The organism is Mucilaginibacter aureus, assembly GCF_053514885.1.
In genome coordinates this window covers 4,856,040-4,871,317 of sequence record NZ_CP170601.1, presented here as the reverse complement: position 1 = coordinate 4,871,317, position 15,278 = coordinate 4,856,040, and the positions used below count along the sequence as shown (strand labels likewise).

At 43.7% G+C, this 15,278-nt stretch carries 16 protein-coding genes; 7 read left to right on the top strand and 9 right to left on the bottom strand.

The features are described from left to right. Nucleotides 1-16 precede the first annotated feature (16 nt). Entirely contained in the window at nt 17-640 is a 624-nt protein-coding gene (locus tag ACFGVR_RS20840) for a 7-carboxy-7-deazaguanine synthase QueE (RefSeq protein WP_448699461.1), read from the bottom strand. Between the two features lie 92 nt (nt 641-732). Here ACFGVR_RS20840 and ACFGVR_RS20835 point away from each other — a divergent pair, with 92 nt between their 5' ends. Continuing rightward, a complete protein-coding gene (locus ACFGVR_RS20835) occupies nt 733-1,497 on the top strand; it encodes a hypothetical protein (RefSeq protein WP_448699459.1) in 765 nt (254 codons plus the stop codon). Between the two features lie 6 nt (nt 1,498-1,503). Then, nucleotides 1,504-1,830: a Rieske (2Fe-2S) protein gene (locus ACFGVR_RS20830; RefSeq protein ID WP_448699457.1), complete on the top strand. Its 327-nt coding sequence runs from the start codon at nt 1,504-1,506 to the stop codon at nt 1,828-1,830. Between the two features lie 41 nt (nt 1,831-1,871). On the opposite strand, the gene ACFGVR_RS20825 is transcribed toward ACFGVR_RS20830, so the two are convergent. Continuing rightward, nucleotides 1,872-2,090, bottom strand: coding sequence for a hypothetical protein (locus ACFGVR_RS20825; protein WP_448699456.1), 219 nt, complete (start codon nt 2,088-2,090; stop codon nt 1,872-1,874). 181 nt (nt 2,091-2,271) lie between these two features. Here ACFGVR_RS20825 and ACFGVR_RS20820 point away from each other — a divergent pair, with 181 nt between their 5' ends. Further along, nucleotides 2,272-3,330 carry a glycoside hydrolase family 130 protein gene (locus ACFGVR_RS20820; RefSeq protein WP_448699455.1) on the top strand — a complete coding sequence of 353 codons (1,059 nt, stop codon included), beginning with the start codon at nt 2,272-2,274 and terminating at the stop codon, nt 3,328-3,330. Nucleotides 3,331-3,400: 70 nt separating this feature from the next. Here the strand turns inward: ACFGVR_RS20820 and ACFGVR_RS20815 are convergent, their stop codons facing one another. From ACFGVR_RS20815 to ACFGVR_RS20795, 5 genes are all read right to left on the bottom strand, one after another. After that, a complete protein-coding gene (locus tag ACFGVR_RS20815) occupies nt 3,401-4,282 on the bottom strand; it encodes a bifunctional 5,10-methylenetetrahydrofolate dehydrogenase/5,10-methenyltetrahydrofolate cyclohydrolase (RefSeq protein ID WP_448699454.1) in 882 nt (293 codons plus the stop codon). A gap of 70 nt (nt 4,283-4,352) precedes the next feature. Then, nucleotides 4,353-6,140, bottom strand: a complete 1,788-nt coding sequence (gene lepA / locus ACFGVR_RS20810; RefSeq protein WP_448699453.1) for a translation elongation factor 4 — start codon at nt 6,138-6,140, stop codon at nt 4,353-4,355. Nucleotides 6,141-6,236: 96 nt separating this feature from the next. After that, nucleotides 6,237-6,410 (bottom strand): type II toxin-antitoxin system HicA family toxin, encoded by a 174-nt coding sequence (locus tag ACFGVR_RS20805; protein ID WP_448699452.1) that lies wholly within the window; start codon nt 6,408-6,410, stop codon nt 6,237-6,239. Between the two features lie 30 nt (nt 6,411-6,440). Next, nucleotides 6,441-6,659 (bottom strand): type II toxin-antitoxin system HicB family antitoxin, encoded by a 219-nt coding sequence (locus ACFGVR_RS20800; RefSeq protein ID WP_448699451.1) that lies wholly within the window; start codon nt 6,657-6,659, stop codon nt 6,441-6,443. Between the two features lie 23 nt (nt 6,660-6,682). Next, entirely contained in the window at nt 6,683-7,978 is a 1,296-nt protein-coding gene (locus ACFGVR_RS20795; protein WP_448699450.1) for a DNA polymerase Y family protein, read from the bottom strand. Nucleotides 7,979-8,087: 109 nt separating this feature from the next. Here ACFGVR_RS20795 and ACFGVR_RS20790 point away from each other — a divergent pair, with 109 nt between their 5' ends. The 4 genes from ACFGVR_RS20790 (at nt 8,088) to ACFGVR_RS20775 (ending at nt 13,388) form a co-directional block, all read left to right on the top strand. Continuing rightward, nucleotides 8,088-9,173 (top strand): DNA topoisomerase IB, encoded by a 1,086-nt coding sequence (locus ACFGVR_RS20790; RefSeq protein ID WP_448699448.1) that lies wholly within the window; start codon nt 8,088-8,090, stop codon nt 9,171-9,173. Nucleotides 9,174-9,572: 399 nt separating this feature from the next. Beyond that, nucleotides 9,573-12,143, top strand: a complete 2,571-nt coding sequence (locus ACFGVR_RS20785; RefSeq protein ID WP_448699446.1) for a TonB-dependent receptor — start codon at nt 9,573-9,575, stop codon at nt 12,141-12,143. A gap of 118 nt (nt 12,144-12,261) precedes the next feature. Next, complete coding sequence (locus tag ACFGVR_RS20780; protein WP_448699444.1) at nt 12,262-12,858, top strand: TetR/AcrR family transcriptional regulator; 597 nt, start codon at nt 12,262-12,264, stop codon at nt 12,856-12,858. 47 nt (nt 12,859-12,905) lie between these two features. Beyond that, a complete protein-coding gene (locus tag ACFGVR_RS20775) occupies nt 12,906-13,388 on the top strand; it encodes an acyl-CoA thioesterase (RefSeq protein WP_448699442.1) in 483 nt (160 codons plus the stop codon). 36 nt (nt 13,389-13,424) lie between these two features. Here ACFGVR_RS20775 and purE read toward each other — a convergent pair whose 3' ends face one another. Then, nucleotides 13,425-13,916, bottom strand: a complete 492-nt coding sequence (gene purE / locus ACFGVR_RS20770) for a 5-(carboxyamino)imidazole ribonucleotide mutase (protein ID WP_448699441.1) — start codon at nt 13,914-13,916, stop codon at nt 13,425-13,427. Nucleotides 13,917-14,076: 160 nt separating this feature from the next. Then, the gene (locus ACFGVR_RS20765; RefSeq protein ID WP_448699440.1) at nt 14,077-15,216 is read right to left on the bottom strand and encodes a 5-(carboxyamino)imidazole ribonucleotide synthase; all 1,140 of its coding nucleotides are present in this window, start codon (nt 15,214-15,216) and stop codon (nt 14,077-14,079) included. Nucleotides 15,217-15,278: the final 62 nt, after the last annotated feature.

The following is a 15,278-nucleotide window of genomic DNA, read 5'->3' as shown; positions in this document are numbered from 1 at the left end:
AGCAAGATACATTTTATTATGGAATATTAAGGTATTTATGCGTTTGGAGCGATATTTCCCACTTCGGATTGTTCATTACATAATCAACAATCAGCGGGATCATCTCTTTTGATTTGGACCATTCGGGTTGTAAATACAGCTTGCAGGTATCGGGTACCAGCTCGGCATACTGCTCGGCCCATTCAAAATCCGATTTGTTGAATACGATAACTTTTAACTCATGAGCAAATGGGGCAACATCTTTGCGTGGCGCTTTGAATTTCTTCGGCGATAAGCACACCCAATCCCAGGATCCTGACAAAGGGTATGCCCCCGATGTTTCAATAAAGGTTTTGATGCCCTTTTGCTGTAATTGCGCGGTAAGATATTCCAGGTTATAGATCAAAGGTTCGCCGCCCGTAACTACAACTGCCTTGCCGGGATATTTTACAGCATTTTCAACAATGGTATCGGCTAAGGTAAGCGGGTGGATGGACGCATCCCAGCTTTCTTTAACATCGCACCAATGGCAGCCCACATCGCAACCGCCCAAACGAATAAAATATGCAGCCTTACCGGTATTAAACCCTTCGCCCTGTATCGTATAAAACTCTTCCATTAAAGGAAGTAATGTACCGTCTTCCGGAATCTGATTAATCATAATAATTAAACAAAGATAAGCAATACACTTAAATCCATTAAAAAACACTTAGTTTTGTGTGAATAGGATTACAAAGAACGCGGGATAAATGTATGAAGAAACTTTACGTGGCTATTTTCGTAGTGCTTGTTTCCAGCCTCACCTCGTGTGTAGACCTGGAAGAGGAATATGTTTTTCATGCGGATGGCTCATGTAACGTGATCTATAATTTTGATATGAGCACCGCTGTATCGGTACTGGCTAACCTGCTGCCCGATTCGGTAAAGCAATCACCGCAGTACGGCGAAGCTAAAGATACCACCGTAAACTTTTATACCGCCTTGCCGGACACTACGCAACAAAAAATGGACTCCATCCAGGTTGGTATGGCTAAAAACAGCGATCTGGTATTGATGATGAATCTGAAGCGTAATTTAATGAAAGCCAGCATCAGGTACTCGGCCGATAACTCACACGATCTGGATTATTACCTGAAACACTTGTCGAAGATGACATCCCAACAGCATCTGAGCACCATGATGCCGGAGAGTAAAAGCCTTAAAAAAGCCGATGGCAGCCAGTTTGTTTTAGGGCAGGATTATTATAATTACGACATAGGCCCGCATAAGTTTTACCGGACCATCGATAAGGCCAAATTCAGCCAATACATCAAAACCAACGAATCGGTATTTAACCTGTCAAAAGCCATGCTTATTGATATGCCATACCGTATCACGCTTACTTTTCCAGATCCGGTTACCAGGGTTGATAATGCCAAAGCTGTTTTATCGGCCGATAAAAAAACGGTAACCCTGCAAACCAATATCGAGGATGCGTTTAAAAATCCCGATATCATGAATTTTAAAATAGATTATTAGTTTTAAATGAAGTGGTATAAGGTTTTGGATAATAAGGATTTGAAGTATCCTTTTTTAACAAAGGCCAGGGCCGGCAGTACATCCGTTTGTTTGGTTGGGGTAAATAACGAGGTGCACGCCTTGGCTGCCAAATGCCCGCATGCCGGTGCCGATATCAGCCAGGGCTGGTGTAAGGATGGTAAACTGGTGTGCCCGTACCATCGCTACAGCTATGATATACAAACGGGCCGCGGCAGCCCCGGACAAGGCGATTACATCAAAACCTACCCGGTTGAAATGCGTGAAGATGGGATATACGTGGGGATAAAATCGATATGGAATTGGTTTAAATAGCCAAAGCCACTTAAACCACTATCGAATTTTAAGCAAATTAATTACTTTTTGTCTTTCTCTCCGGCAAATGGAGTGGTAGACATGTACCAGATCAGGCCGGCACCAAAAACGATCAGGCCGCCAAATACTAACCCGGCTGAAGCACTGATACCGCTGTTTGAATCAACAGCGTTAAACGAGTGTGCAGGGGTGAAAATAAAACCGCCGGCTACTATGGCTATACCTATAAACGTAATTAAAAGGCTTAAGATCTTTGTCATGTGGAATAATTGAACTGTATGCGGCAAATATATAAACTTTATTTTTTTCCGTACTAATTAACCAGCATTTTTTTAGTTGGCAAAGAGCCGAAGCCATCAGGAATAATTACCTTTTCCATTTTACCTTTCCCATCTTCCATCAATTTAAAACCTTTCCCTTTTACCGCCTGTTATACGCGGTATGAGAGACATTGCCAGGCGCTTTCCCGAAAATCCGTTATTATCGCCTAAAGACTTAAAAGCCACTACAGATGGCTTGCATATCGCTTGTTTGTTAAACCCGGGCGTGTTTCAATTTGATGGTAAAACATGGCTGCTGGTACGCGTTGCCGAGCGGCCGGAGCAGGATAAGATCGTGGTTTCCTTTCCCATCCTCACAGCCACCGGCGAAACAGAGATCATGCGGATAGCCTTGGATGATGCCGACCTGATCGCTACCGATGCCCGCGTGGTACGCTATAAAGGTGTAGATTATTTAACTACGCTATCGCACCTGCGTTTGCTTTGCAGCGATGACGGTAAACAATTTTACGAGCCCGATGGGTACGAAAAACTGTTTGGCAAAGGCCCGCTGCAAACTTTTGGGATAGAGGATTGCCGGGTTACCAAATTGGACGATACATTTTATCTGACGTTTACTGCCGTATCTGATAGCGGAGTAGGCATTGGTATGCGAACCACCAAAGATTGGGTAAATTTTGAAACCCAGGGCATGATCATGCCACCGCATAATAAGGACTGCGCCATTTTTGAGGAAAAGATAAACGGCTTGTTTTATGCCCTGCACCGCCCAAGCAGCGTGGATATTGGCGGTAACTACATCTGGCTGGCCGAATCGCCGGATGGCGTGCACTGGGGAAATCACAAATGTATTATCAAAACACGTAAAGATAACTGGGACAGCGCAAGGGTAGGAGCCGGTGCCGCGCCTATTAAAACCGAAAAGGGTTGGTTGGAAATTTATCACGGCGCAAATTACGAACACAATTATTGCCTGGGCGCTTTTTTGCTTGATCTGGATGACCCCTCAAAAGTGCTGGCCCGAACCGACGAACCAATTATGGTACCAACCGAGATTTACGAAACCAGCGGGTTTTTTGGCCATGTAGTATTTACCAACGGCCATATTATTGAACCTGATGGCGATACCATTACCATTTACTATGGCGCTGCCGATGAGTTTGTTTGCGGAGCCATGTTTTCGATAAAAGAGATATTTGAATGCCTTGTTTGGATGTAAGATGGATGATGTAAAATGGAAAATGTGGCCTTATTGATTACATCTTCCATTTTACCTTTCACATCTTCCATTACTGATATACTTCCTTATTGGCCGAACTTAACGTATTTTTCAATAAACCGATAATGGTCATTAAACCAACGCCACCGGGTACCGGGGTTATCCATGATGCTTTAGGAGCCACGCCGTCAAAATCAACATCGCCATATAATTTGTAGCCCGATTTGGTTGTAGTTGAAGTTTCACGGTTCATACCTACGTCAACAACTACGGCACCATCTTTTACCATATCGGCGGTGACAAAGTTCTTTTTACCTATGGCTACGATCAGGATATCGGCATCCAGCGTAAACTTCTTGATATCAGGTGTGCGGCTGTGGCAAATGGTCACGGTGCAGTTGCCCGGAGTGGTGTTACGCGCCATCAGGATACTCATAGGCGACCCTACAATATTGCTGCGGCCGATAACCACACAATGTTTGCCTGCGGTCTCAATGCCGTATTCTTTTAGCATTAAAGTGATGCCGTAAGGTGTAGCTGGGATGAACGACGGCAGATTACGCTGCATACGGCCCAGGTTAATAGGGTGGAAGCCATCCACATCTTTACGGTGGTCAATTTTCTCGGTCACCTTTTCAGGATCGATATGTTTGGGCAAAGGGAGTTGTACGATGATGCCGTCAATATCCGCATCGGCATTCAGTTCTGCTACCTTGGCTAATAACTCTTCTTCGGTAACATCATCTTCATAACGTACCAGGCTCGACTTAAAACCTACCTTTTCGCAGTTCTTCATCTTGCTGGCCACATAGGTTTCGCTGCCGCCATCGTGCCCAACCAAAACAGCCACCAAATGCGGTTTGCGACCGCTTTTAGCTAAGTATTCGGCAGCTTGTTCGGCTATTTCACCTTTAAGTTTTTCTGATACGTATTTTCCGTCGAGTAATTGCATGTGAGTATTGAGATGTGCGTATTGCGTATTGAGACAAAACATCGCAATACGCAATACGCTGTACGCATATCTAATCTAATTTCAAAACCGCCATAAACGCCGATTGCGGTATCTCTACGTTACCAACCTGGCGCATGCGCTTTTTACCGGCTTTTTGTTTTTCTAATAATTTACGCTTACGCGAGATATCACCACCATAACATTTGGCGGTTACGTCTTTACGCATGGCTTTCACTGTTTCGCGGGCAATGATCTTGGCACCGATAGAGGCCTGTATAATGATCTCGAATTGCTGGCGCGGCAATAGCTCCTTCAGCTTTTCGCAGATCTTTTTACCAAAATCGTAGCTGTTGCTGCGGTGTATCAATGATGATAGCGCATCCACGGGTTCGCCGTTCAGTTTAATATCCAAACGTACCAGGTCGCTCTGGCGGTAGCCTGTTTGATGATAATCGAACGAGGCGTAACCTTTTGAAATGGTTTTCAGCTTATCGTAAAAATCGAATACGATCTCGCCCATTGGCATCTCAAACACCAGCTCAACTCTGTCGGAAGTTAAATATGATTGGTTAACAATAGTGCCGCGTTTATTGATACAAAGCGACATTACCGGACCAACAAACTCGGATTTGGTGATGATATTGGCCTTAATGTAAGGTTCTTCAACGTATTCTAATTTGCTTGGGTCGGGAAGATCGGAGGGGTTATTAACCGGTAGTTCTTCGCCTTTGGTGGTATATGCAAGATAAGATACGTTAGGTACGGTAGTGATCACCGTCATATCAAATTCGCGCTCCAAACGTTCCTGGATGATCTCCATGTGCAGCATGCCCAGGAAACCGCAACGGAAACCAAAGCCTAATGCGGCAGATGATTCCGGTTCGAAAACCAGCGAAGCGTCATTTAATTGCAGCTTGGCCATTGCCTCACGCAGTTCCTCGTAATCCTCGGTATCTACCGGGTAAATACCGGCAAATACCATTGGCTTTACTTCTTCAAAACCTTGTATCCCGGCCTCGCAGGGGCGGGCAATGGTAGTAATGGTATCGCCAACCTTAACCTCACGCGCTTCTTTAATACCTGAGATGATATAACCTACGTCGCCGGTTTTAATGACATCTTTAGGTAGCTGGTTTAATTTCAGCGTACCAACCTCATCGGCGATATATTGCTTTTCGGTAGCGAAGAATTTTACTTTATCGCCTTTGCGGATCTCGCCGTTAACTACCTTAAAGTAAGCGATAATACCGCGGAAAGAGTTGAATACCGAATCGAAGATCAAAGCCTGCAGCGGCGCATCCGGATCGCCCACAGGGGGAGGGACGCGTTTAACAATGGCTTCTAAAATATCCATCACACCCAAACCGGTTTTACCCGATGCTGCTAAGATATCTTCGCGCTTGCAACCGATCAGATCAACAATCTGGTCTTTCACTTCCTCGGGCATAGCACCGGGAAGATCCATTTTATTGAGAACCGGGATGATCTCCAGGTCGTTCTCCAAAGCCAGGTAAAGGTTTGATATGGTTTGCGCCTGTATCCCTTGCGACGCGTCAACGATCAGCAAAGCCCCTTCGCAGGCGGCGATAGAACGCGACACCTCGTAGCTAAAATCCACGTGGCCGGGCGTATCTATCAGGTTGAGCACATAAGGCTGGCCATCAAGCACATAATCCATTTGTATGGCATGGCTTTTTATGGTGATACCGCGCTCGCGCTCAAGGTCCATATCGTCAAGCAACTGGGCCTGCGCTTCGCGCTTGGTAATGGTATTGGTATATTCAAGCAATCGGTCGGCAAGAGTACTTTTACCGTGGTCGATGTGTGCTATAATGCAAAAATTACGGATATGCTTCATTCAACCGCAAAAGTAGGTTTTTTAAGGGATAATTTGTAGAGGTGTTGATGAATTAGTTAATTGAATAAGACTTGGTTGAGAACAAGCGTTTGAATGCTATTTAAAATCGTTTTCGTTCAAGCCTGACTGACGGACAATAGAACGAAATGTGCCGAATGGGATTTCTTTTCTGTCAGCGGGGACGATAGTTGTTAAAACCGGATCGCCATCTTTACGAAGTTTAACATGACTGCCTCTTTGAGAAATAAAATTAAACCCATGGTTGTTCAAGATTTTGATAATATGGGCAGACGAATAAAGTTAGGCATACTTTAATGTACTGCCAACAATCTCTGTTTTTTCGATCATTGTTACTTCAGGATGTTCGTTATCTTCAAAATATAATTCCAGTGCTTCCTGCAAATTAGCTAAAGCATCATCTTTTGAATTCCCGAAACTTGATACATCAACATTTAAGCATTGCGCAACAAAATGCTCACCTTCTTTCCAAACAGCGTTATTCAATTGAACGGTTTTCATATTCAAATTTACTAAAATATTTTTCAATACCTCGGCCTTGCCGCATAATCCAAATCCGTCAGATCCTTCACCGAGCCAAAACCAATCACATCTTTAATTACTTTACCATCCGTCATTTCAACGGCGCGCACCAGTTTATCTTGTCCAAATTTATCTTTGATCTGGTGCATGGTTTTACGGGCGGTATCCTCGCGGCTGATATCTTCGAATAAGCTATACAACACGTTGCTGTTATCCACAAAATTGGTCACGCCCACGCGCATGCTGCTTATTTCGGTGTTCATAACCGGGCCGGTTTTGGTTATCTCTTCAAAACGCGCTATGCGTTTACGGATCATCCGCATCAAACTAATTGCATCCTGTACGGCCGTGTTTACCTTAAAGGCATCGTCAAAGCGTGTTCCATCGGTATAACTGGCGGTAAAACCTATGGCTTTGCAGTAAAATTTATGTCGTACCATTCGTTTTTCGAGCGTTAGGCAAAGCGTCATAAACAACTGGTCGATATAGCCTGGTGTGGCGCGCTTTTCAGCAGAGATCTGCCGCATGGCTTGCATACCCCGGTAATCGTGCGAGGCAATATTGGTTTCGATAAAGTTGAGGCGATAGTGCCAGTAAATGCCTTCAATACTTTTAAAAATGGCTTTTAAACGGTCGGGTGGGGTATGGCGCATGTCATAGGGTGTTTTTACACCGCCGCGCTCCAGGCGGTAACACATATTGGCACCAATGCCGGGCAGGTCGCCCAGGCGCAGGGTTTTCAAAACATCATCAATATTATGCTGATCGATGAGGAACAAACCGCCACGCTTTTTACCCATTACCGAACCCAACTTGGCTAAAAAGGCATTTGGAGCCACACCCACAGAGCATTCTAAAAAATCGCCCACCTTGGTCAGGATGTCGCGTTTTATTTTTTTAGCTACAAGCATCGGGTCGGGATGGATAAGCTTATAATTATTGAGGTTAATAATAGCCTCGTCGATACTTTTGGGTACTACATCCTCGCAATATTCCTTCAACACGTTAATGATCCTGACGTGATATTCGCGGTAGCGCGTCGGGTTGCTTTCTATCGGGATAAAATCCGGACAGGCAGCCATTACATCATTTAACCGCCAGCCAGCCTTAAGTCCGCGTTCCTTAGCCTCGGTAGATAACGAGATCACACACCCATATTTGCCGGTATACACGCAAACGCCGCAGGGCCTGCCGCGCAGCCAATAATTTACCTGCTGCTCACAGCGTGCAAAAAAGCTGTTCATATCAACAAACAACACCCGCGCTTCGGTACGTACTTCTATGGAGTTTTGATTCACATCTCAAAATTGCTAAAAATATTAGTAATTACAAATTAATTTTAGCTTTTTGGTGTAGATCGAAAATTAACTCAAACTTAAATTAATGTAACATGTTATTATCATCACAATGAACCGACTGCAAAAAAAGTTAGAGAAGATAGGCCGCGACCCTAAGATAACGGCGAGGGCCGTGGGCTTGCGCTATGTAAGCGATTCGGCACCGGGTTATACCCGCAAGCCAGCCAAAAAGGGCTTTAATTTTTATGATGCCGATGGTAAAATAATAAAGGACAAAGAATTGGTTCAACGTTTTAACAGGCTGGTCATCCCGCCGGCATATATCGACGTATGGATATCTCCATACGAAAACGGACACTTGCAATTTACCGGTAAAGATGCTGCCGGGCGCAAGCAATACCGGTATCATCCCGACTGGAACCAGATCCGTAATCAATCCAAGTTTCACCATATGCAGCTTTTTGCAAGTTATTTGCCTGCTATACGGGCGCAGGTTGCTAAAGACTTGCTGCGCCATAATATGGGATACGAAAAGGTTTTGGCGCTGGTAGTTAAGGTGATGGAATTGACCAGCATCAGGGTAGGGAATGATGCCTATAAAAAGCTTTATGGCTCATTCGGACTCACCACCTTACAAAATCGGCATGTTAAGATCGATGGATCGAGCATGAGTTTTGAGTTTAAAGGGAAGAAGGGAGTGTACCAAAAAATATCGCTGCAAAGCAAACGGCTGGCTAAACTGGTAAAGCAATGCCGCGATATCCCCGGTAAGGAGCTTTTTCAATATTATGATGCTGATGGACACCGATGCACCATAGGCTCAGGCGATGTGAACCATTACCTCAAAGAAATAACCGGTCAGGATTTTACCGCGAAAGATTTCCGCACCTGGGCGGGCAGCGTGAGCGCTTTATACGCCTTTAAAACTGTTGGTGGTTTTGAAACGCCTACCGAGTGCAAAAAGAACATTGTAAATGTATTAGACGAAGTTGCCGGTAACCTGGGCAATACCCGTACGGTTTGTAAGAAATATTATGTGCACCCCGCCGTAATAAAGAGCTATGAGGATGGCATCATATTGAAATATATCAGTGATTTGGATGAAGATGATAACGAAAAAGCCATTGAACTAAATACCGCTGAAAAAGTGCTTTTGAAATTGCTGGAACATGCAAGTTTAGCGAAAGCAGGCTAAGGCCCTTAGGTAGGCGGCAGTGCAAGTAAAAAAATATTGCATTATAATGCTCATTGTTAGTTACTTATATAAGTAAACTATAAAATCAGTAGACTTTTTTTAAATAAAATTTGGAGATAACAATAGCTGCCGTATATTTGTCTATTAATTCTATAGACTTTATATAAATAATATTAAAAACCTCACTTACGTCAACTATGCAAATCTATATCATGTGTTGTTGCTGCCGCTAACACAAGAAAAATTGAAACCCGGTATCGCGGGCCACTGATCGACAGATCAGTTTATAACAAACAAATTTTGTAATTATTTACTAAAGGCATTTAAAAAGTGCCCCAGGCCTGGCTTTGTGCAATAAAGCCTAATTAGTAATACGTATCAACCATCAATCTTAAAATAATGAAAAAGAGTTTACTCATATTCCTCTCGGTAATACTTTCGGTAGGATATACTTTTGCCCAGAACGTTATAACGGGCACAGTTAAAGATAGCAAGGGCCAGCCGGTACCTAATGCATCGGTAATAATAAGAGGTACAGGCAAAGGCACAAGTGCCGATAAAGACGGTAAGTTTTCACTTAAAGTTACTGTACAGCCACCATTTTATATCCGGATCAGTTCTGTTGGTTTTAAACCCCAGGATTTCCAGGTTTTAAACCTTCAAAGTGCGCCTTCAGAATTTGTACTGGTAGACGATGATCAGCTACAGGAAATTGTTGTGGTATCAAGAAGACGCAAAGAGATAGCACAGGATGTACCAATCGCTATTTCGGTAATAGGCGGTGCGCAGGTTGATCAAACCGGCGCGTTTAACGTTAATCGTGTAAAAGAGCTGATACCATCTGTACAGCTTTATACTTCAAATCCGCGCAACACAGGTATCAATATCCGTGGTATCGGTTCACCATTTGGTTTAACCAATGATGGTTTGGATCCGGGTGTAGGTTTTTATGTAGATGGTGTGTACTATGCCCGCCCGGCTGCTGCAACGCTTGATTTTATCGATGTTGATAATATTGAGGTATTACGTGGCCCGCAAGGTACCTTATTTGGTAAAAATACTTCAGCCGGTGCTATTAACATTACCACCCGCAAAGCCAGCTTTACACCGGGTGTTGCATTTGAAAGCAGCTTTGGTAATTATGGTTATATCCAAACAAAAGCTTCGGTTACCGGCCCGCTAAGTAAAGAGTTTGCGGTTCGCCTGTCTTTTTCAGGAACGCAGCGCGATGGTCTGATCCAAAATACCAAAACTCAAGTACCGGTTAACAATATTAACAATATTGGCGGCCGTGCCCAGATACTTTTCCAACCTTCGGACAAAGCTACCATTACCTTAACAGGTGATATATCAAATCAAAACCCTAACGGTTATGCGCAGGTATTTGCAGGTGTAGCACCTACGCTGCGCGCAAGTTACCGTCAGTTTAACAATATTATAGCCGATTTACATTATACGTTGCCATCAACCAATGCTTTCGACCGTGTTATTGATTCGGACGCTCCATGGAGATCAGGTAATCAATTGGGAGGCATAACCTTGAACGGTGACTTTAAGATTGGCGCAGGAACATTGACCACCACCACCGCATGGCGCTACTGGGATTGGAAACCTAACAGCGACCGCGACTTTACAGGCTTGCCAGTGTTAACTAAGTCACAAAATAATTCAAAGCACCATCAGGTATCCGAAGAGGTTCGTTATGCGGGTAATTTGACTGACAAATTAAGCGGCGTGGTAGGTTTGTATTACCTTAATCAACAAATAACAGTTAATGGCAGGGAGGAAGCCGGTGCAGCACAATGGCGTTTCGCACAAAGTACCACCAATACAGCATTGTGGCAAACCCCCGGCTTGTTTGAAGGTTATGGTATAACAACCAATTCATCCATCAAAACACAATCGGCAGCCGTATTTGCCAACGTTGACTGGACATTGGGCACTGCGTTCCATATTATACCGGGCGTTCGTTTAAACTACGATAAGAAAGATGTTTACTATAATAGGGTAGCCGATGGCGGTATTACCATAGCAGACCCGGTATTGTTGGGATTTAGAACAGCATTATACAGCAGCCAGTTTTACACGACTAATTTTGACGAGAAAAACTTTACCTACCAGGTTACAGCATCGTATAGGCCGAATAAAAAGATCAACCTGTTTGGTACTTACTCAACCAGCTACAAACCATCGGGTGTTAACGTAGCGGGCTTACCAACCATCAATAATGCCCCGGCGCTTGATCTGGCCGTAATTGCACCAGAAAAAACCCAGCACATTGAAATTGGTGCTAAAACAAATTTGGCAGAGAACCTGACTTTAAATATTACGCTCCATAATTCGGATATTAAAGATTACCAAACTAATGTTAATTCGCCTGATCCTTCTGTAAACCGGGGCTATTTGGCTACTGCCGAAAAGGTGAACGTTAAGGGCGTTGAGTTTGATGCCAATTACCAGGCAGGTAAATATTTCTCATTTTTCCTTTCGGGCGCTTATACCGACGCTAAATATGTTAAATTTACGAATGCTCCGCTGCCGCTCGAAGAAACCGGTTTAACTGTAGGTGGGAGTGCCGTGTTTTTGAAAGATATTTCCGGTTCACAACTTCCGGGAGTTTCAAAATGGTCAACATCAGCAGGCACCGAGTTTTCTACCGATGCGAAATTTTTTAATCAAGATTCAAAATTCTTTATCGGTGTAGATGATTATTTCCGTTCGCGTTTTTCTTCAAGCGCAACCCCGTCGGCCTATTTAAATATTGCCGGTTACACTTTGGTTAACGCAAGGTTAGGTTTTAGAGCCAATCGTGGTTTTTCGGCCTATGTTTGGAGCCGTAACTTATTTAACCAGGATTACTACGAGCAATTGTTAGTCGCCGGCGGTAACGCGGGCCAATACGCAGGCGTGCTTGGCGATCAACGCACCTTTGGTATAACCCTGCGCTACGTTTTAGCAGGTAAACAATAAAGAGCTTTTTTTTAAGTGTTAGTTGGGGCGGACAGGAGTAGTTACCTGTCCGCTTTTTTTTTAAATAAGCTACATACCGATTGGTATTTGTGTTATATTTGTATGATAGTTAAAGACATTGGAAGCAAATACATTAAATACAAGCGATTTTATTTTACAGAGGGTTGCCCCGATATTCAATAAGCAGGGGTATGTGGGCACCAGCTTGTCGGATTTAACGGAGGCTACGGGTTTAACGAAGGGTGCTATCTATTTTAATTTTAAAAACAAAGAAGAGTTAGCTATTAAAGCCTTTAAGTTTAATGTAAAGCAGGTAATAGCTCCACTTGCCGACCAGCTTGGCGCAGCAAACGGAGCCATTGATAAGTTAAAGGTTTTAACCACTTACTATCGCGGTTATTATGATATGATAGTTGAAAGCGGGGGGTGCCCGATATTGAATGTAAGCGCCGATGCCAATCACATTAACCCTATACTGTTTGATATGGTAAAAAAAGTATCGAAACGGTTAGAAAATGATCTGATCGTAATGATCCAAACCGGGATAGACATGGCCGAACTTAAACAGGAAACTAATGCCACAACATACGGAAAGAATATTTATGCGATGGTAGAGGGAAGCATTTTTCTGGCATTAACACATCAGGACAGAAAGTACATTGATAGCATGATGGATATGATAGACGAATTAATAAACGATAAATTAAAAGTATAAAATTTTTTAACCTTCAACATACCGATTGGTATGTTAACCGAAATTATATGAAAAAAATATTGACATCTGTTAGAAAAGTGCGGTTTCAGGATTGCGATCCGTTCAATCATTTAAATAACGCAAAGTATATTGATTACTTTATCAACGCGCGAGAAGATCAGTTATTGGAAAACTATGGACTCGATATATTTGAGATTGCCCGTAAACAGGGATTAAGCTGGGTTGTGGCATCAAACCAGATCTGTTATTTAAAGCCGGCGCTGACCATGGAAAGGGTGCTGATCGACTCGCAATTAATAGCACACAGTGCTAAAAGCCTGATGGTTGAAATGCGGATGTGGGACGAAGCCGGGAGTACGTTGAAAGCTATATTGTGGACTAATTTTATCCACGTAGACCTTAAAATACAGCGGCCGGTAAATCATTCGCCGGAGTTTAACCAGCTTTTTGCTGATGTGATATTGCCGATAGGAGAAGCCACGTTCGAGGAACGGAAAATGCATTTGTTGAGGCAGGGAAAAGCCGGATAAGTCATCCTGAACTTGTTTCAGGATGAGTAAGGGAATTTATTTTTCCATCTCCTTCGCCGATTTTTCAACCGCTTCCTTGAGCGAATTTTTGTAGTCGATCAGGTTTTTAACAATCGCTTCGTCAGCTGTCGAAATGATCTGTGCCGCCAGGATGCCTGCATTCTTAGCAGCATTAAGCGCTACAGTTGCCACAGGTATGCCATTTGGCATTTGCAGGATAGACAGGATAGAATCCCACCCATCAATAGAATTGCTTGATTTTACAGGCACGCCAATAACCGGTAAGTGTGTTAATGAAGCTACCATCCCCGGCAAATGCGCAGCGCCGCCTGCTCCGGCAATGATCACTTTTAAACCACGACCTGCTGCTTCGCGGGCATAGGTAAACATACGGTCGGGTGTGCGGTGGGCAGATACTACGGTGATCTCATACCCAACACCTAATTCTTTTAATATATCGGCGGCATCCTGCATAACCGGAAGATCCGATTTGCTGCCCATGATGATTGCTACTTTTATATTGGTCATTGTGTTATTGGTTATTAAGTTATTGATTTCTTCTTCATGTCATTGCGAGGGACGAAGCAATCGCACGGAGAAAAGCGGACTTGCATAGTCTCTCTGTATAGTATGTCATTGCCACGAGATCGCTGTTTTCAACGCGCGATCTCTCGCAATGACAATTTCTTTATGATATCACTTTCAATGTGTTCTGCACAAATCTTGCCTTTTCAATGGCTTTTTCCCTATCTGCGTCAACAATAGTTACGTGTCCCATTTTTCTAAATGGTTTGGTTAGGGTCTTGCCATATAAATGTACATAAACCCCGCTGCATTTTAATGCCTGCTCTAATCCCTGATATTGGGCAGGGCCCTCAAAGCCGGGTTCGCCTAAAAGGTTGATCATCACGGCATGATTAAGGTTGGCGGTATTGCCCAAAGGCTGATCGAATATCGCACGTAAGTGCTGCTCAAATTGCGATACCACGTTACCTTCGATGGTTTGGTGGCCACTGTTATGCGGACGGGGCGCAACCTCGTTCACCAAAATCTTACCGTCTTTGGTCAAAAACATCTCAACAGCCAGCAAGCCAACTATCTTTAAGCTTTCGGCTACCTTTTTGGCGATCGTTTCGGCTTCTGCCTGTATTTCGGACGGAAGGGTGGAAGGCGATATTAAAAACTCCACCAGGTTAACCTGCGGGTTAAACTCCATTTCTACCAAAGGAAAGGTACTGATGTCGCCTTTATCATTACGGGCCACAATTACTGATATTTCTTTTTCAAAATCGATCAGTTCTTCGATCAGGCTCGGTTCGGTAAAGGCTTTATCCAAGCTCTTTTCGTCGGTAACCTTATAAACCCCGCGGCCATCGTAACCATCGCGGCGCAGCTTTTGGATATACGGATATGAAAATCCGCTTTCTTTTAATTGCTGCAGCGATGTGATCAATTGAAAGGGTGCTGTCGGGATGTCGTTTTCTTTAAAGAATTGCTTTTGAAGGCCCTTATCCTGTATCAACCGGATAACGCGCGGCTGCGGATAAACCAAAACACCTTCGCGCTCCAACTGGTCGAGCGCGTCAACATTTACCTTTTCAATTTCGATGGTAAGCAGGTCAACACGTTTGCCAAAATTGTATACGGTTTCGTAATCGCTTAGCGAGCCTATTACAAACTCGTCGCACAATTTGCGGCAGGGTGCCTCACGGTCGGGGTCGAGCACCTTGATATTAACATTATAATTGATGGCTTGTTGTATCAGCATCCGGCCAAGCTGACCGCCGCCTAATATGCCTAATTTGAGGTCTCCGTAAAATGCTTTCATTTTATAGTGCAAGTTTAGCGTAAAAGTTTTAAAAAGCCTAAATCAATTTGGCATTGAGGTTC

Excerpts from the sequence above, each read along its gene's own strand:
- ACFGVR_RS20840 (WP_448699461.1), bottom strand. The coding sequence starts at position 640 with ATGATTAATCAGATTCCGGAAGACGGTACATTACTTCCTTTAATGGAA.
- ACFGVR_RS20835 (WP_448699459.1), top strand. The coding sequence starts at position 733 with ATGAAGAAACTTTACGTGGCTATTTTCGTAGTGCTTGTTTCCAGCCTC.
- ACFGVR_RS20830 (WP_448699457.1), top strand. The coding sequence starts at position 1,504 with ATGAAGTGGTATAAGGTTTTGGATAATAAGGATTTGAAGTATCCTTTT.
- ACFGVR_RS20825 (WP_448699456.1), bottom strand. The coding sequence starts at position 2,090 with ATGACAAAGATCTTAAGCCTTTTAATTACGTTTATAGGTATAGCCATA.
- ACFGVR_RS20820 (WP_448699455.1), top strand. The coding sequence starts at position 2,272 with ATGAGAGACATTGCCAGGCGCTTTCCCGAAAATCCGTTATTATCGCCT.
- ACFGVR_RS20815 (WP_448699454.1), bottom strand. The coding sequence starts at position 4,282 with ATGCAATTACTCGACGGAAAATACGTATCAGAAAAACTTAAAGGTGAA.
- lepA (WP_448699453.1), bottom strand. The coding sequence starts at position 6,140 with ATGAAGCATATCCGTAATTTTTGCATTATAGCACACATCGACCACGGT.
- ACFGVR_RS20800 (WP_448699451.1), bottom strand. The coding sequence starts at position 6,659 with ATGAAAACCGTTCAATTGAATAACGCTGTTTGGAAAGAAGGTGAGCAT.
- ACFGVR_RS20790 (WP_448699448.1), top strand. The coding sequence starts at position 8,088 with ATGAACCGACTGCAAAAAAAGTTAGAGAAGATAGGCCGCGACCCTAAG.
- ACFGVR_RS20785 (WP_448699446.1), top strand. The coding sequence starts at position 9,573 with ATGAAAAAGAGTTTACTCATATTCCTCTCGGTAATACTTTCGGTAGGA.
- ACFGVR_RS20775 (WP_448699442.1), top strand. The coding sequence starts at position 12,906 with ATGAAAAAAATATTGACATCTGTTAGAAAAGTGCGGTTTCAGGATTGC.
- purE (WP_448699441.1), bottom strand. The coding sequence starts at position 13,916 with ATGACCAATATAAAAGTAGCAATCATCATGGGCAGCAAATCGGATCTT.
- ACFGVR_RS20765 (WP_448699440.1), bottom strand. The coding sequence starts at position 15,216 with ATGAAAGCATTTTACGGAGACCTCAAATTAGGCATATTAGGCGGCGGT.